Raw genomic sequence first — 26,909 nt, 5'->3', positions numbered from 1 at the left:
CTGCATTTCCAGATTGACTTATGGAATGCGGCCAACCAGACTGATTCACACGATGTATCGATGCTGCTTGACGGTGTTGCCTAAATAAAACAAAGCCGCGCGGCAAGAACAAGCCGCAGCAGGCAGGGCGCACCGAGCTTCAGAGATTTTCAGGAGACAAAACATGATTAGCGAATCGCATAACAGTACCGGCTTGCAGCACTCGCTCAAGCAACGCCACATGAGCATGATCGCCATCGGCGGCGTGATCGGCGCCGGCCTCTTTGTCGGCAGCGGCGTCATCGCCAAGGCCGCCGGCCCGGCCGCCATCCTTTCCTTCCTGCTCACGGGCGGCCTCGTCGTCCTGATCATGCGCATGCTGGGCGAGCTGGCCTCGTCCCTGCCCGTGGTCGGCTCCTTCTACGAATATGCGCGCCTGGCCTTCGACGACAAGCCGAAAGTGTCGAAATTCCTCGGCTTCATGAGCGGCTGGATGTACTGGTATTTCTGGGTCGTCGTCGTGGCCCTGGAAGCCATTGCCGGTGCGAAATTGGTCAACTTCTGGCTGCCCGACGTGCCGTCGTGGTCGATCAGCCTAGTACTGCTCGTGTCGATGACCATCCTGAACCTGTTCTCCGTGAAGGCGTTTGGCGAATTCGAGTTCTGGTTCGCCTCGATCAAGGTGGTCGCCATCATCGTCTTCCTGTTCGTCGGCGCCTTGTTCATCACGGGAAGCTTGCCTAACAGCATCCCGACCCTGGGCTTTTTGACCAGCAACGGCGGCTTCATGCCGCATGGATGGGGCCCCGTGCTCAGCGGCGCCGTCGCCGCCACGGCCTTTTATTCGGGCGCCGAAATCGTCACCATCGCCGCCGCCGAAACGTCGGACCCGGCAAAGGCCATCGCCCGCGCCACCAATTCCGTCATCACGCGCGTGCTGATGTTCTATGTCGGCTCCATGTTTGTCGTCGTCTGCATCGTGCCCTGGGATTCGCCGGCCATCGCCACGCCTTTCGTCAGCGCCCTGACCGTCATGAATATCCCGTTCGCGGCCCACATCATGAACGCCATCATTTTGACGGCCGTGCTGTCGGCCTTGAATTCCAGCCTGTACGCCTCGTCGCGCATGATCTTTGCGCTGACGCGCCGCGGCGATGCGCCCACAGGCCTGGTTAAGCTGAGCAAGAACGGTGTGCCGATCCGCGCCATCCTGTTCAGCACCTTGTTCGCCTACTTTGCCATTGCCGTCTCGTATGTGTCGGCCGACCTCGTGTTCCCCTTCATCGTCAACTCTTACGGCATCCTGATCCTGTTTGTGTACCTGCTCATTGCGATATCTCAATTGCGTCTGCGTCGCCGCCTGGAACGCGAATGCCCGGAACGCATCAAGGTGCGCATGTGGCTGTTTCCTTACCTGACGTATTTCACCATCATCGCCATGCTGGTGATCCTGGGCGCCATGAGCGTGTCGTCCGATACGGAGCAGCGCGTGTCGTTCTGGTTTGGCCTGTTGAGCGTGGTCATCCTGAGCGTCATGTATTACATCAAGAAGCTGGTCAACGACGACCGCAACGGCGGTGAGGCGGCCGACACCAAAGTGGAGCTCAAACATGTCTGACCCGACCTTGTTGCCCGCAGGCCGGCGCCGCTTCCTGCGCACGACGGCCGCCCTGGGCGCCGTCGCAGTGGCGGGGCCTGGGTCAGCCTTGGCCGCTTCCGTCACCTTGCCGTTTGAAAACGGCGAGCGCGAACTGGTGGCCTTCCCGCAAAAGCGCCCGCTGATCCTGCTGACCAGCCGTCCGCCGCAGCTGGAAACGCCGTTCGGCGTGTTCAATGAAGGCGCGATCACGCCCAACGATGCGTTTTTCGTGCGTTATCACTGGAGTGGCTTGCCCACCAGCATAGACGGCGACAGCTACCGGCTGCGCATCGCCGGCCTTGTCAAGACGCCCTTGGAACTGTCGCTGGCGGAACTGAAGCAGCTGGCCGAGCCCGTCGACGTGGTGGCCGTGACGCAATGTTCGGGCAACAGCCGCGGCTTTTTTGCCCCCCGTGCGAATGGCGGGCAGCTGGGCAATGGCGCCATGGGCAATGCCCGCTGGACGGGCATCCCCCTGAAAACCGTGCTGGAAAAGGCCGGCATCGCGGCCAATGCCGTGCAAGTGGCCTTCAATGGCCTGGAAACGCCGCCCGTGGGCGACGGTCCCGACTTTCAAAAGGCCCTGTCCGTCGAGCACATCATGGCGGGCGACGTCATGCTGGCCTGGGCCATGAATGGCGAGGACATTCCTTTCCTGAACGGTTACCCGCTGCGCCTGATCGTGCCCGGCTATTACGGCACCTACTGGGTCAAGCACCTGAGCGACATCACGGTGCTGGACAAGCCGTTTGACGGCTTCTGGATGAGCACGGGCTACCGCATTCCCGACAATGGTTCCGGCTTCATCGAACCGGGCGCGCCCGTGGGCAAGACGACGCCGATCAGCCGCCTCAACGTGCGCTCCTTCATTACCAGCGTGCAAGATGGCGCGCAAGTGAAGGCGGGACGCGACCTGGCCCTGCGCGGCATCGCGTTTGATGGCGGCCAGGGCATCAGCGAGGTGACCGTCTCGGTGGATGGCGGCCAGACCTGGCAGGAAGCCAGGCTGGGCAAGGACCTGGGGCGCTTTTCGTTCCGCGAGTGGACGATGGTCATGAAGGCGCCGCGCAAGGGCAAGCATGTGCTGATGGTGCGCGCCGTCAACCGCATCGGCCAGAGCCAGCCCATGAAAGCCCTGTGGAATCCCATGGGTTATATGCGCAACGTGGTGGAAACCACGCGCATCCAGGCAGTCTGAGGAGAACCATATGAAGAGATTACTTGCCGCGCTGGCACTGTCGGCGGCGGGCGGCGCGTGCGCGCTGGACATCCACTTGCCGCCGGAAACGGCGACCTATAAACCCAGCGAATTGCCTGGCTACCAGCTGGTGCAGCGCAACTGCATGACGTGCCATGCGGCCCAGTACGCATCGACCCAGCCGCCCGCCTCGCCGCGCGCCTACTGGGAAGCGACCGTCAAGAAGATGAAAAAGCCGTTCGGCGCCCAGTTTGACGACGCGGACGTGCCGGCCATGGTCGATTACCTGGTGAAAACCTATGGCGCGGAGCGGGGCGCCGCCATGCCTGCCGCCGCCGTCGCCAAACCCGTGGCAGCCGCCGTCCCGGCTACGGGCGGCAAGGATGTCAAAACCTTGCTGGCGGCGAATGGCTGCATGGCATGCCACGCCCTCGACCAGAAAGTGGTCGGCCCCGGCTTTGCGGAAGTGGCGGCCAGGTACAACGGCAAGGATGGCATTGGGGGCAAGGATGGCATTGCCGCCGTGGCGGCCAACATCCGCAGTGGCGGCGCGGGCAAATGGGGCCCCGTGCCCATGCCGCCGTTCAGCCAGCTCAGCGAAGCCGATGCGGCGACCCTGGCGAAATACGTGCTGTCCAGGTAACGCCTGGCCGGGTCCTCCCGGCACCATCCCTCATCTCCCCGCTTTTTTCGCAGCCATCCGCCATGCCAGCTTCATGCTGACGTGCCGGGTGGGCCTCCCATCTTCTTCGCAGCGCTGGCCGTCGCGTGCCAGCAGTGGCATGGTCAAGGGACGGATTTGCAAGTTCGAAATATCTTTTTCACATCTCATTTTCATAAGTGTGTGACATGCCAGCGTGCGACACAAAAGTGCGGCTTTGGAGGTATATCTCCATATCGGAAAAATAACATTGTTTTATATTGCGATAATAATAATTCACCATCCATTTTTTCCCATACCGGCCTGCGTGGAATAGCATTTCGCCAGTGGCAGACGGTCAACATTGTTGCACAAAGACAACGATTTTTTCTTTGAAATGCAGCATTTTTACGCTACTTCGCGGATGTTGGCGCTGCTCGTATCTAAGCTGCACCAAAACGGTGAATGAGGCCTTCGGATAGGTATTTCCCTGTTCAATGGCGCGCTAAAATGGATCAATGTTGCTGGTGGGAATTTTATTTTTTCATTATCATTGTATTTAACATTGATATCAAAAAAGTATTTTTCCATTCAGCTCTTGTATTCCCCGTCAGTGCAGCCGCAAGCGGCGAGCCTGGCGCGGGCGCGCCGCCTGAAAGGATGATCTTGAACACCAAATTACTTCCGTTGACCCTGCTGCCCTTGCTGGCGTTGATACAGACCGCCTGGGCCGTCGATCCTCCCGGTGCCGGCAGCCAGCTGCAGCAGATTCCCGTGGCGCCCTCGCTGCCGAAAGCGCCGCCGGCCATCCGCGTGCAGCAGGGCAATGTGCCCGCCGCCACGGTGGGCGACACGACGCGCATCGCCGTGCAGCGCCTGCAGATCGCGGCGCCGCCAGTCTTCACCGAGAGTGAACTGGTGGCCGCCTCGGGATTTACTCCGGGCAGCGAGCTGACCCTGGGCGAGTTGCGCGCCATGGCGTCCAACATCGCCAGCTATTACCAGAACCGCGGCTATTTCCTCGCGCAAGCCTATTTGCCCGCGCAAGATATCCAGGATGGTGTCGTCACGATCAGCGTGTTGCCAGGCCAGTATGGCCAGGTGCAACTGCGCAACCAGAGCAATCTGTCCGACGGGCTGGCCGGCACCGTGCTGGCGGGCCTGGACGGGCAGGTGATCGCCACGGCGCCGCTGGAACGCCGCTTGCTGCTGCTGTCGGACTTGCCGGGCGTGCAGGTCAGCTCGACGCTGGCGCCGGGGGCGTCCTTGGGCGCGTCCGACCTGATCGTCGACGTGCAGCCGGGCTCGCGCTTCAACGGCAGCATCGACCTGGACAACCAGGGCAACCGCTACACGGGCCGCAATCGCATCGGCGCCACCCTGAATATCAATGAACTGGCCGGCATCGGCGACGTGGCCACCGTGCGCGCGTTCACCTCGGCCGACGGCTTGAACTATGGCCGCCTGGCCTATCAGGGACAGGCGGGCTTGCTGCGCCTGGGCGGCGCCTACACCTATATGGACTACAAGCTGGGCAAGGAATTTGCCGTGCTCGACGCCAAGGGCACGGCGAAGATCGCCAGCGCCTACGGCAGTTATCCGCTGATCCGCTCGCGCAGCAACAACCTGTATGCACAGGTCAGCTATGACGACAAGACCTTCCAGGACCGCACGGAATCGACGGGCAGCGTCAACGACAAGAAGGCCAGGGTGTGGATGCTGAATCTGAATGGCGACAGCAAGGATGGCTGGGGCGATGGCGGCGCCAGCACGTATTCGCTGACCTTCACCACGGGCAAGATCGATATCGGGACGCCGGCAACCTTGGCGCTTGACCGCGCGACGGTGAACAGCAATGGCCACTTCAACAAGCTGGCCTTCAATGGCGCGCGCGTGCAAAGCCTGGGCGGCGAGACGAGCTTGTTCGGCACCGTCAGCGGCCAGGCGGCGTCGAAAAACCTCGATGTGTCCGAAAAGATGGGCATCGGCGGCGTGGGCGGCGTGCGCGCCTATCCGGGCGGCGAGGCGTATGGCGACCAGGGCTATGTGCTGAATGTGGAACTGCGTCAGAACGTGACGGCGTTCACGGCCTTTCCCGGCCAGCTGCAAGTGCTGGCGTTTGCCGACACGGGTACCGTCAAGCTGAACCGCGATGCCTGGAGCGCCGGCGAGAACCGCCGCACCCTGAGCGGCGCGGGCGTGGGCGTGACGTGGACGGGCGCCAACGCGCTCGTGCTGAAGGCGTATTACGCGCACAAGCTGGGCAATGCCAAGGCGACCTCGGCACCGGATGCGGCAGGCCGCTTCTGGCTGCAAGCCGTCAAGTATTTCTAAATTACTACATCAATAAAAACATCAGGACACTGCCATGAACCGCATCTACCGCTCCATCTGGAACCAGGCCACCGGCGCCTACGCCGCCGTTTCCGAAAACGTCAAATCCGCCGGCAAGCGCTCGATGCCGGGCAGCAGCGGGGGCGGCGCGCATTTCGCCCTGACCGGCATGGCGGCGGCGCTGATGCTCGGTTATGGCTCCCTGGCCCTGGCGGGGCCGGCGGGCGGCACGGTGGTGGCGGGCCAGGCGACGATCAACGGCGCGCCGGGCAATACCGTGATCCAGCAGGGCAGCCAGCATGCCGTCATCAACTGGGCCAGTTTCAATATCGGCAAGGGCGAATCGGTGCAGTTCCAGCAGCCCAACAGCAATGCGGTGGCCCTGAACCGCGTGCTGGGCAGCGACGGCACGACCATCCTGGGCAAGCTGTCGGCCAACGGCAAAGTGTTTATTGTCAATCCGAACGGCGTGCTGTTCGGCCACGGCGCGTCCGTGAACACGGCCGGCCTGGTGGCTTCCACGCTGGATATCAGCAATGCCGACTTCATGGCGGGCAAGTACCAGTTTTCCGGCAATGGCAGCGGTAAAGTCTTGAACCAGGGCAACATCAGCGCGCCGGGCGGCTATGTGGCCTTGTTGGGCGCGAACGTATCGAACGAAGGCACGATCCAGGCGCGCCTGGGCTCGGTGGCCCTGGCGGCGGGCCGCGCCATCACGCTGGACGTGGCGGGCGATGGCTTGCTGAACGTGGCGGTGGACCGGGGCGCCGTGGGCGCGCTGGTGAATAACGGCGGCTTGATCCAGGCCGATGGCGGCAGCGTCGTCCTGACGGCGCAAGCGGCGGGCGACTTGCTGAAAACCGTCGTCAACAACACGGGCGTGATCGAGGCGCACAGCATCGACACGCGCGGCGGCACGATCAAGTTGCTGGGCGACATGCAAAGCGGCACGGTGAATGCGGCCGGCACCCTGGACGCCAGCGCGCCTGCGGGCGGCAATGGCGGCTTCATCGACACCTCGGCCGCGCACGTGAAGATCGACGATGCGCTGAAGGTAACGACGGCGGCAGCCAAGGGCTTGTCCGGCACATGGCTGATCGATCCGACCGACTTCAATATCGCCGTTTCCGGCGGCGACATGACGGGCGCCTTCCTGAGCAACTCCTTGAAGTCGGGCAATGTGCAGATCCAGAGCGTGTCGGGCGGCAGCGGCACGCAAGGCAATATCAACGTCAACGACAATATCAACTGGACGGCCAACAAGCTGACCCTGACGGCGCAAAACAATATCAACATCAACAAGGCCATGCGCGGCGCGGGCACGGCCAGCCTGGCCCTCGAATATGGCCAGAGCGCGCTCGCGGCCGGCAATCTGTCCACCTATAACGTCAAGGCGGAAGTCGATTTGCCATCGGGCAATAATTTCAGCACCAAGCTGGGCAGTAACGGCAGCGTGACCGTGTATCAGGTGATCAACAGCCTGGGCGCTTTCAACAGCACGAGCGGCAACGATGTACAGGGCATGCAGGGCAATCTATCCGGCAACTATGTACTGGGCAGCAATATCGATGCCAGCGCCACGGGCAGCTGGGACAGCGGCAAGGGATTTGTACCCATCGGCAGCGCCGGCACGCCGTTCACGGGCAAGTTTGACGGCCTGGGGCATGAGCTGTATGGCTTGACCATCAACCGCCCCGAGACGCCGGTGGGGATGTTCGGCAACATCGGTGCCGCCGGCAGCGTGCGCAACCTGAGCTTGAGTAATGTCAACATCACGGGTTCGCAAGCCGTGTTCAGCGCCGCGTATACCGACATCGGCGCGCTGGCGGGGCGCAACAACGGCACCATCGAGAACGTGTCCAGCAGCGGCGCCGTGCATGGTTCCGGCTATATCAACATGGGTGCGCTGGTGGGCACCAATGCCGGCACGCTCAGCAACAGCCGCGCCGCCGGCACCGTCGTTGCCGGCGCGTATGGCGCCGCCGGCGGCCTGGTGGGCGTGAATGCGGCAGGCGGCTTGATCAAGGGCAGTTCCAGCGCCGTGGCCACCACCTCGGCCAATTATTTCGCCGGTGGTCTGGCGGTCTTCAACCGCGGCACGATCAGCGACAGCTACGCCACGGGCGCCATCAGCGTCGGCAGCGCTGGCGGCAGCTATGGCGGCGGCCTGGCCGCCATTAACGACGCCACCGGCGTGGTGACGAACAGCTATGCCACGGGCAATGTCACGGGTGTATCCGGCCTGGGCGGCCTGCTGGGCCGGATAGAGTCGGGCGGCACGGTCGATAACAGCTATGCCACCGGCAATGTGACAGGCACTGGCAATAACATCGGCGGCCTGGTCGGCTTGTCGTATGGCCCGATACGTAACAGCTACGCCACCGGCAATGTGACTGCCAATTCCACCGTGGGCGGTGTCGTCGGCTACAACCTATCGACAATGACGAACGTCTATTACTCTGGCAAGCTCACGGCGGGGGGCGCCAGCGTCGGCATGATCGTCGGCGATAACAACGGCGGCACGGTGACGAATGCCTATTTCGACAAGAGCTTGAATGGCGCGATCGCCGCCATCGGCGTGACTGGCAACGCGGCCACTTCGAACGCGCTGGGCCTGACCAGCGCGCAGATGTTGCAAGGCAGTAATTTCGCAGGTTTCAATTTCACCAACACGGCCGGTGCGGCGGGCAACAACTGGGTGATCGTCAGCGGCGACGGTTCCATCAATGGCGCGAGCGCCGGCACGCGCCCCATGCTGGCGTCGGAATGGTCGAACACCATCAATTCCACGCACCAGCTGCAATTGATGGCAATGAACAAGGCAGCCAGCTATACGCTGGGCAGCAGCTTCAGCGCAGCCAGCACGGCGGCGAACGGCAACGACGTGTGGGGCAGCACGGGCTTTATTCCTGTCGGTACGGCAGGTTCGGCCTTCACGGGCAGCCTCGACGGCACCGGGCATATTGTTTCCAACCTCAATATTATCAAGTCGGGCGTGGCGGGCGTGGGCTTGTTTGGCGTCGTCGGTAGCGGCGGCGTGATCGCCAATGTGGGCTTGTCTGGCGGCGCAATCAGCGGCGGCGACAATACGGGCGCCCTGGTCGGCATGAATGGCGGCAGCGTCAGCGGCAGCTTTGCCACCAGCGCCGTCACGGGCGCCAACAACGTTGGCGGCCTGGTGGGCACGAGTACGGGCACGCTCAAGGATAGCTATGCCAGCGGCGCGGTGACTGGCAGCAGTGGCGCGGGCGGCTTGGTGGGCAGCAACAGCGGCACCGTCGCCACCAGCTATGCGAATGGCAGCGTGAGCGGCGCGGGCGGCGGCCTGGTCGGCGCGGGCGCGGGCAGCGTCACGGGCAGTTACTGGGATACCACGGCCAGCGGCAAGGCAACGAGTGCGGGCGGCACGGACCTGACCACGAGCGGGCTCAAGACGCTGTCGAACTACACGGGCGCCGGCTGGGAACTGGCGCAGATGTGGGTGGTCTACGATGGCCAGAGCGCGCCTTTCCTGCGCTCGTTCATGAAGCAGATCACCGTGCGCGTTTCCTACGACAGCAAGGTGTATGACGGCGTGGCCTACGCGGGCGGCAGCAATAGCCTTACCTACTCGAACACGGTGGCAGGCGCCAGCCTGCTGGGCACGCCCATCTATGCGGGCAATGCCGCTGGCGCCGTGAATGCGGGCACGTATGGCGTGTCGGCCAGCGGCCTGTACTCTTCCGGCGGGCAGTCCGGCTATGCGATCAGCTATATCGATGGCGGTCTGGTGATCACGCCCAAGTCCGTCACCCTGAATGGCGCGGCCGTGACTGGCAAGGTGTACGACGGCACCACCACGGCTTCCATCAGCGGCACCCTGAGCGGCGTGCTGGCCGGCGACCTGGCCAATGTGAGCTCGGCCGTGAATGGCACGTATGCGAGCAAGAATGCGGGCAACGGCATTGCCGTGACGATCGACGCCGCCCTGGGCGGCAGCGCCGGCGGCAACTATGCGCTCGCGCCTGTCGTTGGCTTGACGGGGGATATCAGCAAGGCCACCATCAGCGCCGTGACCGGCATCGTCGCCGGCAACAAGACGTATGACGGCAGCGCCAACGCCAGCCTCAACACGACAGGCGCCACGTTTGCGGGCATGGTGGGCGGCGACAGCCTGAGCGTATCGGGTGCCAGCGGCAGCTTCGGCGACAAGAATGCGGGCACTGGCAAGACGGTCAGCATCAGCGGTATCGTTCTGGGCGGCACGGACGCGGGCAACTACAACCTGACCGGCACCACGGCCAGCAGCACAGCCGATATCAGCAAGGCCACCATCGCCAGCGTGGGCGGCATCGTGGCCGGCAACAAGACGTATGACGGCAGCGCCGCAGCCAGCCTGAACACGGCAGGGGTCACGTTTGCGGGCATGGTGGGCGGCGACAGCCTGACGGTGTCGGGCGCCAGCGGCAGCTTCGTCGACAAGAATGCCGCCAACGGCAAGACGGTCAATATCAGCGGCATGACCTTGGGCGGCACGGACGCCGATAACTATACTTTGACCAGCAGCACGGCCAGCACGACGGCCAACATCAGCAAGGCCACTATCAATGGCGTGACCGGCATCGTTGCTGAAAATAAAGTGTATGACGGCAATGCCACTGCCAGCCTGAACGCGGCGGGCGCCGCATTTGCCGGCATGGTGGCCGGCGACAGCCTGACGGTCTCGGGCGCCAGCGGCAGCTTTGCCGACAAGAATGCCGCCAGCGGCAAGACCGTCAGCATCAGCGGCATCGCGCTGGGCGGCACGGACGCGGGCAACTACAACCTGGCCAGCAGCACGGCCAGCGGCACAGCCGATATCGGCAAGGCCACCATCAGCGGCGTGGCCGGCATCGTAGCCGGCAACAAGGTGTATGACGGCAGCGCCGCCGCCAGCCTGAATACGGCGGGCGCCTCGTTTACGGGCATGGTGGGCGGCGACAGCCTGACGGTGTCGGGCGCCAGCGGCAGCTTCGTCGACAAGAACGCCGCCAACGGCAAGACGGTCAATATCAGCGGCATCACCTTGGGCGGCACGGATGCGGGCAACTACAACCTGACCAGCAGCACGGCCAGCAGCAGCGCTAATATCAGCAAGGCCACCATCAATGGCGTGACCGGCATCGTTGCTGAAAATAAAGTGTATGACGGCAATGCCACTGCCAGCCTGAATACGGCGGGTGCCGCATTTGCCGGCATGGTGGCCGGCGACAGCTTGAGCGTGTCGGGCGCCAGCGGCAGCTTTGCCGACAAGAATGCGGGCAATGGCAAGACGGTCAGCATCAGCGGCATCGCGCTGGGCGGCACGGATGCAGGCAATTACAACCTGACCGGCAGCACGGCCAGCAGCAGCGCCGACATCGCCAAGGCCACCATCGCCAGCGTGAGCGGCCTGGCGGCCGGCAACAAGGTGTATGACGGCAGCATGGCCGCCAGCCTGAACACGGCAGGCGCCGCTTTCAGCGGCATGGTGGCCGGCGACAACCTGACGGTGTCCAACGCGGTCGGCACGTTCAGCGACAAGAACGCCGGCAATGGCAAGGTCGTCAATGTCAGCGGCATCGTGCTGGGCGGCACGGATGCCGGCAATTACAACCTGGCCAGCGACACGGCCGCCAGCAGCGCCAATATCAGCGCCAAGGCGTTGACGTTGACGGGCTTGAGTGGCGGCAATAAAGTCTACGACGGCACGGCCAATGCGAGCCTTGCCGGCGGCGCCTTGAATGGCCTGGTCAACGCGGAAACCCTGGCCTTTATCGTCCAGGGCGCCAGCTACAGCGACAAGAACGCGGGCACGGGCAAGACCATTACGGTTGGCGGCGTGACCTTGAGCGATGGCACTGGTCTGGCCGGCAACTACACGCTGAGTGCGCCTGCCAGCCTGACGGGGGATATCGCGAAGGCAACGATTTCCGGCATTAGCGGTTTGACTGCCCTGGACAAGGTCTATAACGGCAACCTGAATGTCAGTCTCAGCCCCAGCTCGGCCGTGATTAATGGCAAGATTGCCGGCGACGATGTGCAGCTGTTCAGTGCGAACGGGGCGTTCACGGATAAGAACGTGGGCAGCAACAAGGCCGTCAATATTAGCAATATCGCCTTGTCCGGCAGCGACGTGGGAAATTATATTTTCACCAATAATTCTGCCACTGCCACGGCCAGTATCACGCCCAAGGCCGTCACGCTCTCCGGTGTGACTGCCGGCAATAAAGTCTACGATGGAACGACGGCGGCAATCTTGTTGGGCGGCACCTTGAGCGGCATGGTCGCGGGTGAAACGCTGGGCTTCAGCGGCGGCGTCGGCACGTTCAGCGACAAGAACGCGGGCACGGGCAAGCTGGTCACGATCAGCGGCACTGTCTTGCAGGACGGCACTGGCCTGGCCAGCAATTACACCTTCAGCAGCCCGGGCAATGTGAATGCCGACATCAGCAAGGCAAGCATTAGCGGCGTGACGAACGTGGGCGTCAATAACAAGACTTACGACGGCCTGGCGGATGCCACGCTCACCGGCGCGGCGACCTTCAATGGCAAGATTGGCAACGACAGCCTGACGTTGGCCGGCAATGGCGCCTTCAGCGACAAGAATGCGGGTACCGGTAAGACTGTCAATGTGAGCGGCATCACCCTCGCTGGCGCCGATGCGGGTAACTACAACCTTGTCAGCACTGTTGCCAGCAGCACGGCCGACATCGCCAAGGCGGACATCAGCAGCGTGACGAATGTGGGCGTCAACAACAAGATCTACGATGGCTTGACCACGGCCACGCTCAATGGCGCGGCTATCTTCAACGGCAAGATCAGCGGCGATGTGCTGACGTTGGCCGGCAGCGGCGCCTTCGGCGACAAGAATGCGGGCACGGGCAAGACGGTGACGGTCAGCGGCATCACCCTCGGTGGCGCGGATGCGGGCAACTACAATCTTGTCAGCAATGCTTCCAGCGGCACGGCCGATATCGGCAAGGCAACTATCGGCAGCGTGACGGACGTGGGCGTGAACAGCAAGACCTACGATGGCTTGAGCACGGCCACGCTGAACGGCGCGGCGACCTTCAATGGCAAGATCGGCGGCGATACGCTGGCGCTGGCCGGCACCAGTGCCTTCAGCGACAAGAATGCGGGCACGGGCAAGACGGTGACGATCAGCGGCATCACGCTCGCTGGCGCCGATGCGGGCAACTACATTCTTGTTAGCAATACCGCCAGTGGCACGGCCGATATCACGCCAAAAGTCCTGACGGTCGTGGGCCAGCTGGCGGCCGACAAGGTGTATGACGGCAATGCGGTGGCGCAGCTGAGCGGCGGCAGCCTGGCCGGCCTGGTGGCGGGCGAAACCCTGGCCATCGCCGGACAGACGGCAGCGTTTGGCGACAAGAACGCGGGCAATGCGAAAGCCGTGACGGTCAGCGGCACCACCTTGCTGGACGGCTCCGGCTTGGCCAGCAACTACACGGTCAGCAATCCCACAGGCTTGACGGCCAACATCACGCCGGCGTCCATCAGCGCCATTTCCGGCATCGTGGCAGCGAACAAGGTGTACGACGGCGGCACGGCAGCCAGCCTGAACCTGGCGGGCGCCAGCTTCAATGGCATGGTGGCCGGCGACGCCCTGAGCCTGGCTGGCGGTCCCGTCCTTGGTACATTCGGCGACAAGAATGCCACAACGGGCAAGACCGTGACCATCAGCGGTCTGGGCCTGGGCGGCGCCGATGCAGGCAACTATGTGCTGGCCAGCAACCTGGCCAGTACCACGGCGGATATCACGCCAGCCACCCTGACGGTGAGCGCCAGCGGCGTCAACAAGGTGTATGACGCCACCACGAATGCCCTTGTCTCCCTGCGCGACAACCGTATCGGCAATGATCAGCTGAGTATTGCCAGCAATGGCGCCAGCTTCGGCGACAAGAATGCGGGCGTGGGCAAGACGGTGACGGTGGCAGGCATACGCCTGAGCGGCGCGGACGCGGGCAATTACGTGGTCAACGGCACCGCCAGCACCACGGCCACGATTACGCAGGCAGCGCTGACGGTGAAGGTCGATAACGCCGAAAAAGACCAGGGACGCGCCAATCCCGACTTCAGCGCCGGCTACAGCGGCTTGCTCGGTGGCGATACGCTGGCCGCTGAAGTGAGCGGCAAGCTGGCGTTCGGCACGCCGGCGACGATGGCTTCCGCGGCAGGCAGTTATCTGGTGTCGGCATCGGGCCAGGCGTCGACCAACTACGCGCTGAACTATGTTGACGGCGTGCTGACAGTCAAGCCGACGGAAGCGCTGCAAAGCGCGGTCGCGAGCGTGATCGCGGCTGTTGCCGTGGCGCCGTCGCAGGGCAATATGGTGCAGGCCGACATGATCGCCAGCGGCGAGGCGGCGCCAGGCAAGTCCGCCGCCACGCAGGATGCGCCGCGCGAGGCAGAGCAGGGCGCCGCGGGCAGCGCACCGGTGGTGCAGCTGGCGGGCAATGTCGTCAACAATGTCCTGCCCGGCTTGCGCCTGAGCGTGGTCGATAGCGGGCTGCGCCTGCCGGTCGAAGCTGGCGGCAACACGCGCCAGGATAGCCAGTAAGGCACGTGGCGTCTCCCTGCGGGGACGCCGGAGATGCCGCTTCGTGTTTCGAAGCGGCATTTTTTATGCCGGCGCGCCGTTGCAACGCTCATATAATTGCTGCACCATCGTTGTTTTCCATCAGAAGCGCAGCGCTGAACTGAAAGTACAATCGCATGACATCCAATTTCATCGGCGTGGCCGGCCTGCCGCGCGCCGGTTCCACCTTGCTGTGCCAGTTGCTGGCGCAGCATCCCGACCTGCATTGCGAAGGCAATAGTTCGCCTCTGTGCAACGCCTTGCTGGGCATGCGGCGCATGGTCAGCGACGATGCTTTCTTCCTGTCGCAACTCGATACGACATTCGAGACCAGCTACGGTCACCTGAAAACGGCCATGCAGGGTTTCTTGCGTGGCTGGTACCAGGACTGCGGCAAGCAGGGCGTGGTCGACAAGAACCGCGCCTGGCTGCACTGCGTGGAAATGCTGCTGCAACTGGCGCCGGAAGCGAAAATCATCGTTTGCGTGCGCGAACTGGGGCAAGTCTACGGCTCCATCGAAGCCCAGCACCAGCGCACCATCCTGCTCGACTTCGTCGATCACCTGGCCGATTTCGACCGCCTGGGGCGGGCCGACATGCTGTTTGCCAAGGACCGCACCATCGGTGCCCCATTGAGTTCGCTGCATGCCGTGCTGGACCTGCCCATCGAGGTGCAGCAGAAACTGTATTTCGTGCGCTTCGAGGACTTGATGGCGCGGCCAGTGGAATGCATGTCGCACTTGTATACATGGCTGGGGCTGGCGCCCTTCCAGATCGACCCGCAGGCGCTGGCGGTCGGCATCCAGGAAAGCGACAGCCACTACCGCATGAAATACACGCACCGCCAGCAAGCCACCATCAGTGCGCCCAAACAGCATGCGATTCCGCCGCGCATCCAGGCGCAAATTGAAAGTGCGTACGGCTGGTTTTATGAGCTGTATTATCCGGAAAGAGTGCAGGCGGCACCGAAACCGGCCTGATTCTGGCGCGGCAGTGCTAATACCACTTGCCGCGCCATCGCTTGCGCGGTATTGCCTGTACCGCTCGCGGAATCTTCTTTTTTTCCTTTCCTCATTCTTCGTCTGCCACAGCGTGGCCAGACCGCCTGAAGTCACTGGTATTGTAAAAAACACCGTTATATAAAACCACTTGACTACCAATTTTTAGCGTCGCATTCTCTGTGCAGAAAGCCGACGCTTCGCTGTGCTTTCTTTACGTACAACATAAAAGCTACTTCGATAGTTTTCGTATAACGTTCAGGAGACATTGTGAAGACACGGCAAATTAGCCGGCTGGCCTCGCCTTTGATGGCTGGCCTGCTGGGCAGCGCGCTGCTCGCTTGCGGCGGCAATTCCACCACCGAACCCCCATCGACCCTGCTGGCCGCCACGGCCGCCAGCGACAGTTGCGCGGCCTGGAGCGCCGCTGCCGTCTACACGGCGGGCCAGTGCGCCGTCTACGACGGCAAGGTGTACCGGGCCAAATGGTGGGTGCAGGGCACGGCGCCGAACAACGACCAGTGGGGGCCGTGGAGCCTCGATAGCACCACGCCGACACCGACTCCCACGCCGACCCCGACACCGACTCCCACCCCGACGCCCACTCCAACACCCACGCCTACGCCTACGCCCGGCATTCCCACCAAGGCCCAGGCCGAAGCGAACGAGGCGGCGCTGACGAATAACGATTTCTTCCGCAAGGTCAAGGCCTCGATCCGCACCCTGGGCAATGCGGCCGTCGAAGCCGTGCAGCCCGGCCTGACCAGCAATCCCCTCAATGTCAAGCGCGTCGAGCGCCTGTTGCCGGCGGCGAAGTGGGATTACTATTTTGCCGCGCGCGACGCCAGCTATACGTATCAGCGCTTCCTGCAAGCGGTGGCCAAGTTCCCCGCCGTGTGCGACGACTACAGCGACGGGCGCAATGCGGACGCCATCTGCCGCCACAGCCTGGCGACCATGTTTGCCCACTTCGGGCAGGAAACGGGCGACCACAACGCCAGCAGCCCGCTGCCGCAATGGCGCCAGGGCTTGAAGTATTTGCGCGAACTGGGCTGCGACGAAACGGGCGCCGGCTGCGGCTACAACATCGAGTGCGCCGACCCCGTCTTCAACAAGGTGTGGACCTGCGGCAAGAATGCCGACGGCAGCTTCAAGAAATATTTCGGCCGTGGCGCCAAGCAGCTGTCGTACAACTACAACTATGGGCCGTTTTCGCAAGCCATGCATGACGGCGATCAATCCGTGCTGCTGAAAAATCCGGACCTGGTGGCCTCGACGTGGCTGAACCTGGCGTCGGCCACGTTCTTCTTTGTCTATCCGCAACCGCCGAAACCGTCGATGCTGCATGTGCTCGATGGCACGTGGGTGCCGAACGCGGCCGATACGACGGCTGGCGCCGGCAATAACTTTGCCACCACCATCATGATCATCAACGCCGAATGCGGGCAGGGCACGGAAAAGCAGGCCGCGCAAAACCGCATCGATTACTACAAGCAATTTGCCGCCGACATGGGCTGGGATTATTCCGGCGAACAATTGTCATGCGCCAATATGCAGCGCTTCACCCCGGCCAGTTCCGCCTCCTACAACATCTATTGGGAAAAGAACTGGAGCGCGGGTGGCGAGAACCAATGCCAGCTGGTCAGTTACCAAACCCCGTACAGCGCCTTGCTGGCCGGAAACTACGTGAAATGCGTGGAAGCCAACTGGAATGTGAAGTTGCAGTAGCAGTAAATGCAGGAATAGCCGGCCAGGGATAACAGTTGACAAGAGCCCCTTCAGGGGCCTGCAACAGCTCACAACGTACAACCTGTACAACCATAACGGAGACCAATACAACATGAAATCGAATGCATTATTGATGGCCCTGCTCAGCGGCGTGCTCGTCGCTTGCGGCGGCGGGCAGGAAGGCACGACCGCCACGCCCAACACCTTGCTGGCCGCCGCGGAAGCGTGCGCCGTCTGGGATGCCGCCACCGTCTACACGGGCGGCCAGTGCGTGCTGTACCAGGGCGTCACCTACAAGGCCAAGTGGTGGACGCAGGGCAATGTCCCCAGCGCCACCGACCAGTGGGGCCCATGGGCCGTGACGGATACCCCGACGCCAACGCCGACCCCGACACCGACGCCAACGCCAACGCCGACACCGACGCCAACGCCGACACCGACACCGACACCGACCCCAACGCCGACCCCGACCCCGACCCCGACCCCGACACCGACGCCAACTCCCACGGCTTGCCGTCCGGACGGCTTGATCTCGGCCGTGCCGAATGTGCCGTATTGCAAGGTGTACGACGCGAATGGCCGTGAAGTGCTGGGCAATGGCTTGAACCGGCGCATCGTCGGCTATTTCGCCAGCTGGCGCACGGGCGCCGATGGCAGTCCGACTTACCTGGTGAACAATTTGCCGTGGGACAAGATCACCCACTTGAACTATGCGTTTGCCTCCGTCGATCCGGCCACGTCAAAAATCGCCATCGGCAGCGGCGCGGCCAATCCCGATACGGGCCTCACGTGGCCGAACGTGCCTGCCGCCGCCATGGACCCGTCGCTGCCGTACAAGGGCCACTTCAACTTGCTGTCGCAATACAAGAAGAAGTATCCGGGCGTGAAACTGATGATTTCCGTGGGCGGCTGGGCCGGCAGCGGCGGCTTCTATACGGCCACGACGAACGCGGACGGCAGCATCAACACGGCCGGCATCAACACCCTGGCCGATTCCATGGTGGCCTTCGTGCGCCAATACAACTTCTTCGATGGCGTCGATGTCGATTACGAACATCCGACCACCAACAATGAAGCGGGCAATCCGAACGACTTCGCCGTCTCGAAACCGCGCCTGGCCGGCCTGATGACGAGCTACAACGTGCTGCTGAAAGTGCTGCGCCAGAAGCTCGACGAAGCGGCCGTGCAGGACAATAAATATTACCTGCTGACCATCGCCGGTTCCGCCTCGGGCTGGGTCTTGCGGGGCGAGGAAAACATGTCGGGATTGAAATATCTCGATTACGCCAGCCTGATGTCGTATGACTTGCACGGCGCGTGGAACCAGTACGTGGGACCGAACGCGGCGCTGTTTGACGACGGCAACGACGGTGAGTTGCGCGCCGGCAACGCCTACCAGTTCCAGAATATCGGCTATCTGAATACGGACTGGGCCTACCGCTATTACCGTGGCGCCATGCAGGCGGGGCGCATCAATATCGGCGTGCCGTTCTACACGCGGGGCTGGAAGGATGTGACGGGTGGCACGAATGGCTTGTGGGGCACGACGCCGTTGATCAGTTCCACGGTCACGTGTGCCGGCACCAAGACGTGCGGCACGGGCGCCACCGGCATCGACAACGTGTGGTACGACCTGGATTCGCAGGGCAAACCGACGCCAGGCGGCGGCAACCCCATCTGGCATGCGCTGAACTTGCAGAACGGTATTGTGCCGAGCTACCTCGATGCCTATAAAGTCACGGACAAGGCGCTGGTGGGCACCTATGTGCCGTATTACAGCAGCACCATGGTGGCGCCGTGGCTGTGGAATGCGACCAAGAAAGTATTCATTTCCACGGAAACCACGCAGTCGATCGCGGCCAAGGCCCAGTACATCGTCAACAACAATATCGGCGGCGTAATGATCTGGGAAATGGCGGGTGACTATGCGTGGGATGCCACGCGCAACGGCGGCAAGGGCGAGTATTTCATGGGCACCACCCTGACGGACGTGCTGTACCAGGCTTTCCGCACGGCTGGCGCGTATGGCAACAAGCGCGCCGAAATCGCCATGCCGGGCACGGCGGCCAATGTCAGCATCACCCTGGGCGGCTGGAAACTGGGCGACAACAACTTCCCCATCAATCCGGTGATGACGGTGAAGAACAACACGGCGTCGACCTTGCCGGGCGGCACTGTGGTGGAGTTCGACTATCCCGTCTCGGCGCCGTCGGACATGAGCGACCAGTCCGGCTTCGGCTTGACGGTGATCAATGCCGGCTACACGGGGCCGAACAATATCGGCGGCTTCACGAAGAACTACAACCGGGCCCGCTTTGCGATTCCCGCCTGGCAATCTCTGGCGCCGGGCGGCTCCGTGGCGCTGACCTTGAATTACCGCTTGCCGATCTCGGGACCGGCCAACTACACGGTCACCGTGGGCGGCACCAAGTATGCGCTGACGCAAGAGTATCCGGAATTGCCGGTGGCGCTGCCGTAAGTTGAATCCGGTAATGTAAACAGAGAAGGGCGGAACCGCGGTTCCGCCCTTTTTGGTTTCTGGCGTTAGCTAAGCTGGCTTAGAACCACGTCTCGACCTGGAAGCCGTACGAGGTGCCGCTGGTATTGTTGTTGTAGATCGGGCCGCCGTTGTTCGACGCGTTGACCGAGGCGGTGGCCGCATCGTTCCATTTGCCGTAGGTCACGAAAGCGCGCAGCTCAGGACGCGACCACAGGCCAGGACCAGCCGAGATCGTCGGCGCGATGGTCAGCTTGGTCAGGCGCTTGGCCGGCAGGCCGCCCGCTTGCGTCACGCGGTCCGTGCCCAGTTCGCCCACCAGCTTGAAGTTGTCGGTGAATGCGTACACAGGGCGCACGCCAACCGAGGTCCAGGTCGAGGAACCGTTGGCGTTCGACTCGTCTTTTTGCCACAGGGCGACGAATTCCATGCCGAAGTTGGCCATCGGCTGGATCGCCATGTCATTGAAGATACGCGTGCGCTTGACGTCCGAACCGAAACTGGTGTCGCCCGAAGCGCCGAACTGCGCGCCCTTGCCCGTGCCGGGACCGACGCCGTACTGCACGCCGAAGGTGTTGCCGCCGCCAAACACTTTACCTTGACGGTGGAAGGCCGACAGCTGCCAGCCATTATTGCGCTTGCCAGTGGCGACGTCATCCTTGCCTTCGCCGATGATGTAGGTCGCGGCCAGGTCCAGGGTACCGTTTTCATTGACGGGAATCTCGCCGTAGATGAAGTTCTGGCGCACGGCCGATTTGGTGTTGACGCCGCCGTTCGGCAACGCGACCTTGACGTCGTTGTCCTTGAAGAAGGCGTACGAGAATTTACCCGGGCCAGCGGGAATGCGGTCCAGGCCGGCGCCCGTGCCATTCATATTGATGTATTGCAAGTCCAGCATGTGGATGTCAGGACGGTAGTAGAAGCGTTTGCCGATCCAGGCCGTGCCGCCGTTCAGGAAATCGAGTCCCTGCGCTTCGACGTAGGCCTTGACGATGCCCAGCTTGTTGTCGCCGAAATCCGAGTTTGGCGCATAAGCGTTGACCCAGATGGTGGCCAGGTAGTTCACGCCGCCGGACTTGGCGACGGACTTGGTGTAGCCGAATTCCGTGTAGGCGTCGCACTCATTGCCCAGACGGTATTTCATGGTATTGCCACCCAGGCCGAAGCAGCCTTGCGAACCGCCGTCGCCCGACGTATTGCTGCCGGCGCCGGCGCGCAGGTAGCCGTGGAAGCCTTCGGAGTCGGATGGGTACATCGGGTCGGCCATGGCGGAAGCGCTGGCGATGGCGAGGAGCAGGGCAGGCAAGGTTTTCAAGGCAGTGCGGTTCATGCGGTCTCCAGAAAAATGTAGGTGGTAGCGGTAGCGCCCCGGAAGGCTGTCACCGCACACGGTCTAATGCCGAAAACCAAGTCTAGCAGCGCTTTTTTAACCACCCTGATACAAAACGAACAAGTGACGATACTTTCTTTCAAAGTGTTGTTTTTATCCAATGTCGATACTCCTGCGCATAGTGGGCTTGCAAAGGAGTATCGAATTGCGGTTTTGGAGTATCAGAAAGTATCAAAGTCTGGTGCTACATTGTGGTCGTGGTGCTAAGTACCTGAGCATTGCCAACGACAAAAAACACTGGAGACACACAATGAAACGTTCCGCCATTGCCGCGCTGTGCGCCGGCTTCCTCAGTTCGTCCGCCTTCGCCGCAACCGACCTCGTCATCGCCACCGTCAACAATGGCCACATGATCGAAATGCAAAAGCTCAGCAAGTTCTTCGAGCAGGCCAATCCCGACATCAAGCTCAAATGGGTGACCCTGGAAGAGGGCGTCTTGCGCCAGCGCATGACCACCGATATTGCCACCAAGGGCGGCCAGTTCGACGTGATGACCATCGGCCTGTATGAAACGCCCATCTGGGGTAAGAAAAACTGGTTGATCCCCATCAAGCCTGACGCCAAATACGATATCGACGACTTGCTGCCCGCCATACGCGAAGGCCTCTCCGGCGACGGCAAGCTGTACGCGTCGCCGTTCTATGGCGAAAGCTCGATGATCATGTACCGCAGCGACCTGGTGAAAAAAGCCGGCGTGACGATCGAGGACCGTTCTTCCTGGAACCAGTTGCGTGACGTGGCGGCCAAGCTGCACGATCCGGCCAACGGCGTGTACGGCATCTGCCTGCGCGGCAAGCCGGGTTGGGGCGACAACATGGCGCTGATCACCACCATGGCCAATTCCTATGGCGGCCAGTTGTTCGATATGCAATGGAAGCCGCAATTTACCAGCAAGCCGTGGAAAGACGCGGTCAATATGTATGTCGACCTGATGAAGAAATACGGCCCGCCGGGCGCGGCCGCCAACAGCTTCAATGAAAACCTGGCGCTGTTTAACCAGGGCAAGTGCGGCATCTGGATCGACGCGACCATCGCCGCTTCCTTCATCACCGACCCCAAGCAAAGCAAGGTGGCCGACAAGGTGGCGTTCGCCCAGTCGCCCGTGGGCGTGACGGAGCGGGGCGCCAACTGGCTGTGGATCTGGTCGCTTGCCATCCCGTCCAGCTCGAAGCACCCGAACGAGGCGCAGCGCTTCATCAACTGGGCCACCTCGCCCGACTACGTGAAACTGGTTGCCAAGGAAACGAGCTGGGCCAACGTGCCGACTGGCACGCGCAAGTCGACGTATGCGAGCCCCGAATTCCAGAAAGTGGCGAAGTTTGCCGCCGCCGAAGGCAAGGCCCTGGCCACCACGCGCGCCGTGCAAAGCACCTTGCCGCCGTCGCCGTACGTGGGCGTGCAATTTGCGTCGATTCCCGAATTCCAGGTGATCGGCGTGGCGGCCGGCCAGCAGATGGCGGCGGCGCTGCTGGGCAAGGTGACGGTGGACCAGGCGCTGGAATTGTCGCAGCAGACGGCTGAAAGAGAAATGCGCAAAGGCGGGTACTACAAATAAGACGTCTCCGGTCTTGCTGTGCCATTTGCTTTGTCAACAGGTGATGTGATCGGCCTTGCTGTTCAGCGGGCCGTCACTCCCTCACGTCCCAAGAGTATCCTATGAAACGCATTATCCCCCGGACTTTGCTGACGCCGGCCGTGGTCTCCGTCTCCGTCATTTCCGTGATCCCGCTGCTGATCACCCTGTATTACTCGTTCGTGCGTTATTCCATGCTCGATCCCAGCGGCCATCCTTTCCATGGCCTGGCCAATTTCCACTTTTTCTTTACGGATGCCTCGTTCCTGCCGGCCCTGCAGAACACGTTTACCCTGCTGTTTTCCGTCATGCTGATCACGGTGGTGCTGGGCACGGCGCTGGGCTTGCTGATCAATGAAGCGTTTCCGGGGCGCGCCGTCGTGCGCGTGCTCTTGATTTCGCCGTTCCTCGTCATGCCGGCCGTCAATGCCCTGATGTGGAAGAACATGCTGCTCAACCCGATCTACGGCCTGTTCGCGCAGATCAGCCTGTTCTTTGGCGCCACGCCCGTCGACTGGCTGTCGGCCCACCCCCTGTTTTCCATCATCATGATGGTTTCGTGGCAATGGCTGCCGTTTGCCTGCCTGATCTTCATGACGGCGCTGCAATCGATGGACCGGGAACAGCTGGAAGCGGCGCGCATGGATGGCGCCACGTATCTGCAGCAGTTGCGCTACCTCTACATTCCCCACCTGGGACGCGCCGTCTCGGTGGTGCTGATGATCGAAATGATCTTCTTGCTGTCGATCTTTGCGGAAATCTTTACCACCACGGGCGGCGGTCCCGGCTTCGACACGACCACCATCACTTTCATGATTTACCAGCAGGCACTGCTGTCCTATGACGTGGGAGCGGCCTCGGCCGGCGCCCTGTTCGCCGTGCTCATCGCCAACATCGCCGCCTTCTTCCTGATGCGCGTCATCGGCAAGAATCTGTCGAAATAAGGAGACCTTGATGCATAGCAAACTTAACTTATATGGCCGCACGGCTGCCGCCTGGCTGTTCGCGCTGCTGCTGTTCTTCCCCATCTTCTGGCTGGGCCTGATGGCCTTCAAGACGGAAGGGCAAGCCATTTCCACGCCGCCGCTGCTGTTCTTCACGCCGACGCTCGACAGCTTCCGCGAAGTGCTGGCGCGCGACAATTACTTCGGCTACGCGTGGAACTCGCTGTTTACCAGCGTGCTGTCGACGGCCATCGGCCTCCTGATTGCCATCCCGGCCGCGTATTCGATGGCTTTCTTTCCCACGGGCGGCACCATCGGCTTGCTGAAATTCATGCTCAGCTCGCGTTACATGCCCGGCGTGGGCGCCTTGATGCCGATCTATATCTGCTACCAGTACTTCGGCCTGCTCGACACGCGCATCGGCCTGACCATCATGTTCATGCTGATGAATTTGCCCATCATGATCTGGCTGTTGTACACGAGCATGAAGGAGTTGCCGCGCGAAATCCTGGAAGCGTCGCGCATGGATGGCGCCACCGTGTGGGACGAATTCCGCCACGTCGTGCTGCCCCTGTCCGTGGGCGGCATCGCTTCCACGGCCCTCGTGTGCATGGTGTGGTCGTGGAATGAATCGTTCTGGTCGCTGAACCTGGGCGCGTCCAACGCGGGCACCCTGGCCTGGCTCATCGCCTCATATTCGAGCCCGGAAGGCTTGTTCTGGGCGAAATTGTCGGCCGCTTCCCTGATGGCCATCGCGCCCATCATGGCGCTGGGCTGGTTCTGCCAAAAACAGCTCGTGCAGGGCATGACCTTTGGCGCAGTCAAATAAACTACAGAATAGAGATACACATCATGGCTTACCTTCAACTGAGCAATATCGAGAAATTCTTTGGCGAGCACCGCGCCATCAAGGGCATCGACCTGGAAATCCGGCAGGGCGAGTTCGTCGTCTTCGTGGGGCCGTCGGGTTGCGGTAAATCAACCCTGCTGCGCCTGATCGCGGGCCTCGAACCGATCGACGGCGGCAAGCTGTCGCTCGACGGGCGCGACATCACGGCCCTGCCATCGTCCAAGCGCGACCTGGCGATGGTGTTCCAGTCGTATGCGCTGTACCCGCACATGACGGTGTTCCAGAACATGTCGTTCGCGCTGAAACTGGCCGGCGTCGATCCGGCCATCATCCGCGAAAAAGTCGACAAGGCGGCCGCCATCCTCGACCTGGGGAAGTACCTGGAGCGCACGCCCAAAGAATTGTCGGGCGGCCAGCGCCAGCGCGTGGCCATCGGCCGCGCCATCGTGCGCGACCCGAAAGTGTTCTTGTTCGATGAACCGCTGTCCAACCTCGATGCGGCCCTGCGCGTGCAGACGCGTATCGAGATCGCCAAGCTGCACCGCGAGCTGGGCGCCACCACCATCTATGTCACGCACGACCAGGTCGAGGCGATGACCCTGGCCGACCGCGTGGTGGTGCTGCGCGACGGGCAGATCGAGCAGCATGGCTCGCCCCTGGAACTGTACGACCGTCCCGCCAACCGCTTCGTCGCGCAATTCATCGGCACGCCCAGCATGAACGTGGTGCCGGCCGACGCGGCGCCGCAGCTGCTGGCGCAGGCGGGCAGCGCGGCGCAGGCCGATGGTTTTGTCGGCATCCGCCCCGAGCACGTGCACCTGGGGGCGGCACAGCCGGGCAGCGTGCCCGTCACCGTCGACCTGGTCGAATCGCTGGGCGTGGAAACCCTCACCTATGTGCGCCTGCCGAACAATGTGCAGGTGGTGTCGCGCGGCGCGGAGCGCAGCAGCCTGCAGCCGGGCCAGCAGACGCACCTGACGTTCGAGCCGGGCTTCGTGCATTATTTCGACCGCGCCGGCAAGACCTACGCGGCGGCGAAAGGAGTGCTGTAATGGACGCCATCGCCTTGAACCAGGCAAACCTGGCGCAGTTGCCAGGGACCGTGGCCGTGCCAGCGTTTGCGCGCGGCGCGCTCGTGCCCAGCATCGTGCATATCGGCGTGGGCGGTTTTTTTCGCGCCCACCAGGCCGTGTACCTCGACGACTTGCTGGCGCTCCAAGGCCAGGAGCATGCGCAGTGGGGCTATTGCGGCGTGGGCTTGCTGGCGCATGACGCGGCCATGCGCGACGCCATGCAGGCGCAGGATGGCTTGTACACGGTGGTCGAGCGCAGCGCGGCCGGCGATAGCGCGCGCATCATCGGCAGCATCGCCGAATACCTGTATGCGCCCGACGAGCCGCAAGCCGTGCTGGATAAGCTGGCCGACCCCGGCACGCGCATCGTCGCGCTGACCATCACGGAAGGCGGTTATTACGTGAACCAGGGCACGGGCGAGTTTGACGCCGGTCATGCCGACATTGCGTACGAACTGGCGCACCCGGAGGCGCCGCGCTGCTCGTTCGGCTACCTGGCCGCGGCGCTGGCCCTGCGCCACCAGCGTGGCCTGGCGCCGTTTACCATCATGTCCTGCGATAACCTGCAAAACAATGGCGACGTGACGCGCAAGATGCTGCTGGCCTTTGTCGCCCTGCGCGACGTGGAGTTGGCGCGCTGGCTGGCCACGCATGGCAGCTTCCCCAACAGCATGGTCGACCGCATAACGCCGGCCACCACGGACGAACACCGGGCGCTCGTGCGCGAGACCTTCGGCATCGTCGACGCCTGGCCCGTCGTGTGTGAGCCGTTCCGCCAGTGGGTCATCGAAGACGAATTCCCGCAGGGCCGGCCGGCCTGGGAACAGGTGGGCGCGCAGATGACGCACGACGTGCTGCCGTATGAAAAGATGAAGCTGCGCTTGCTCAATGCCAGCCACCAGGCCCTGTGCTACATTGGCATGCAGCTCGGTTACACGTTTGCGCATGAAGCGATGGGTGATTCTGGCATCCGCGCGCTCGTGCGGCGCATGATGGATGACGAAGTCACGCCCTTGCTCGACGAAGTGGAAGGCATAGACCTGGACAGCTACAAAGACACCCTGATCGAGCGCTTTTCGAATCCGGCCGTGCGCGACCAGCTGGCGCGCATCGGCACGGAAGGTTCGGCGCGCATCCCGAAATTCGTGCTGCCGTCCGTGCGCGAAGCGCTGGCCCGGGGCGGCGCCATCACGCTGCTGGCGTTTACCGTGGCGTGCTGGTTCCGCTACCTGGAAGGCCACGACGAGCAGGGACGCGAGATGCCGCTGAACGATCCGTACGCGGTGCGCCTGCGCGCGCTGGCGCTGCAGGGCGGCGCGGACGCCGCGGCGCTGCTGTCCTTGCGCGAGCTGTTCGGCGACCTGAGCGACACACCCGCCTTCACGCAGGCGGTGGGGCAGTCGCTGGCCAGCCTGTACGGGCTGGGCGCGCGCGCGGTGCTGGAACAGATCGTCGCCTGACGGGGGA

At 62.6% G+C, this 26,909-nt stretch carries 14 protein-coding genes; 13 read left to right on the top strand and 1 reads right to left on the bottom strand.

All coding sequences use genetic code 11. From position 1 onward, the window contains the following. Positions 1-163 precede the first annotated feature (163 nt). The 8 genes from O3298_RS18545 to O3298_RS18510 all read left to right on the top strand — a co-directional run bounded on the left by O3298_RS18545 (position 164) and on the right by O3298_RS18510 (position 19,594). Positions 164-1,597 carry an amino acid permease gene (locus tag O3298_RS18545; RefSeq protein WP_305060221.1) on the top strand — a complete coding sequence of 478 codons (1,434 nt, stop codon included), beginning with the start codon at positions 164-166 and terminating at the stop codon, positions 1,595-1,597. After that, positions 1,590-2,816: a molybdopterin-dependent oxidoreductase gene (locus O3298_RS18540; RefSeq protein ID WP_305060220.1), complete on the top strand. Its 1,227-nt coding sequence runs from the start codon at positions 1,590-1,592 to the stop codon at positions 2,814-2,816. Before O3298_RS18545 ends, O3298_RS18540 begins: the two co-directional genes overlap by 8 nt. A 10-nt stretch (positions 2,817-2,826) precedes the next feature. Next, entirely contained in the window at positions 2,827-3,459 is a 633-nt protein-coding gene (locus O3298_RS18535; protein ID WP_305060219.1) for a c-type cytochrome, read from the top strand. Between the two features lie 657 nt (positions 3,460-4,116). Beyond that, positions 4,117-5,790, top strand: a complete 1,674-nt coding sequence (locus O3298_RS18530; protein ID WP_369811604.1) for a ShlB/FhaC/HecB family hemolysin secretion/activation protein — start codon at positions 4,117-4,119, stop codon at positions 5,788-5,790. 34 nt (positions 5,791-5,824) lie between these two features. Then, entirely contained in the window at positions 5,825-14,371 is an 8,547-nt protein-coding gene (locus O3298_RS18525; RefSeq protein ID WP_305060217.1) for a YDG domain-containing protein, read from the top strand. Between the two features lie 155 nt (positions 14,372-14,526). Continuing rightward, positions 14,527-15,369, top strand: coding sequence for a sulfotransferase (locus tag O3298_RS18520; protein ID WP_289911894.1), 843 nt, complete (start codon positions 14,527-14,529; stop codon positions 15,367-15,369). A 288-nt stretch (positions 15,370-15,657) separates the two neighbouring features. Then, positions 15,658-17,115, top strand: coding sequence for a glycoside hydrolase family 19 protein (locus O3298_RS18515; protein ID WP_305060216.1), 1,458 nt, complete (start codon positions 15,658-15,660; stop codon positions 17,113-17,115). A gap of 112 nt (positions 17,116-17,227) precedes the next feature. Continuing rightward, complete coding sequence (locus tag O3298_RS18510) at positions 17,228-19,594, top strand: glycosyl hydrolase family 18 protein (RefSeq protein WP_289911892.1); 2,367 nt, start codon at positions 17,228-17,230, stop codon at positions 19,592-19,594. Positions 19,595-19,673: 79 nt separating this feature from the next. Here O3298_RS18510 and O3298_RS18505 read toward each other — a convergent pair whose 3' ends face one another. Beyond that, entirely contained in the window at positions 19,674-20,942 is a 1,269-nt protein-coding gene (locus O3298_RS18505) for a carbohydrate porin (RefSeq protein WP_305060215.1), read from the bottom strand. Between the two features lie 310 nt (positions 20,943-21,252). Between O3298_RS18505 and O3298_RS18500 the strand changes: the two genes are divergently transcribed. The 5 genes from O3298_RS18500 to O3298_RS18480 all read left to right on the top strand — a co-directional run bounded on the left by O3298_RS18500 (position 21,253) and on the right by O3298_RS18480 (position 26,902). Then, the gene (locus O3298_RS18500; RefSeq protein ID WP_305060214.1) at positions 21,253-22,557 is read left to right on the top strand and encodes a sugar ABC transporter substrate-binding protein; all 1,305 of its coding nucleotides are present in this window, start codon (positions 21,253-21,255) and stop codon (positions 22,555-22,557) included. Between the two features lie 101 nt (positions 22,558-22,658). Next, complete coding sequence (locus tag O3298_RS18495) at positions 22,659-23,519, top strand: carbohydrate ABC transporter permease (RefSeq protein WP_305057008.1); 861 nt, start codon at positions 22,659-22,661, stop codon at positions 23,517-23,519. Positions 23,520-23,529: 10 nt separating this feature from the next. Continuing rightward, complete coding sequence (locus O3298_RS18490) at positions 23,530-24,348, top strand: carbohydrate ABC transporter permease (RefSeq protein ID WP_034777945.1); 819 nt, start codon at positions 23,530-23,532, stop codon at positions 24,346-24,348. Between the two features lie 23 nt (positions 24,349-24,371). Continuing rightward, positions 24,372-25,421, top strand: coding sequence for an ABC transporter ATP-binding protein (locus O3298_RS18485; RefSeq protein ID WP_289916111.1), 1,050 nt, complete (start codon positions 24,372-24,374; stop codon positions 25,419-25,421). Continuing rightward, positions 25,421-26,902: a mannitol dehydrogenase family protein gene (locus O3298_RS18480; RefSeq protein WP_305060213.1), complete on the top strand. Its 1,482-nt coding sequence runs from the start codon at positions 25,421-25,423 to the stop codon at positions 26,900-26,902. The genes O3298_RS18485 and O3298_RS18480 overlap by 1 nt, the downstream gene beginning before the upstream one ends. The last annotated feature ends 7 nt before the right edge of the window (positions 26,903-26,909 follow it).

Origin of the sequence: Janthinobacterium sp. SUN137 (assembly GCF_030587265.1) — a bacterium.
In the GTDB taxonomy this organism is placed as follows: domain Bacteria; phylum Pseudomonadota; class Gammaproteobacteria; order Burkholderiales; family Burkholderiaceae_D; genus Janthinobacterium; species Janthinobacterium kumbetense.
The sequence above is the reverse complement of the archived record's forward strand: the minus strand, read 5'-3'. Positions and strand labels throughout refer to the sequence as shown.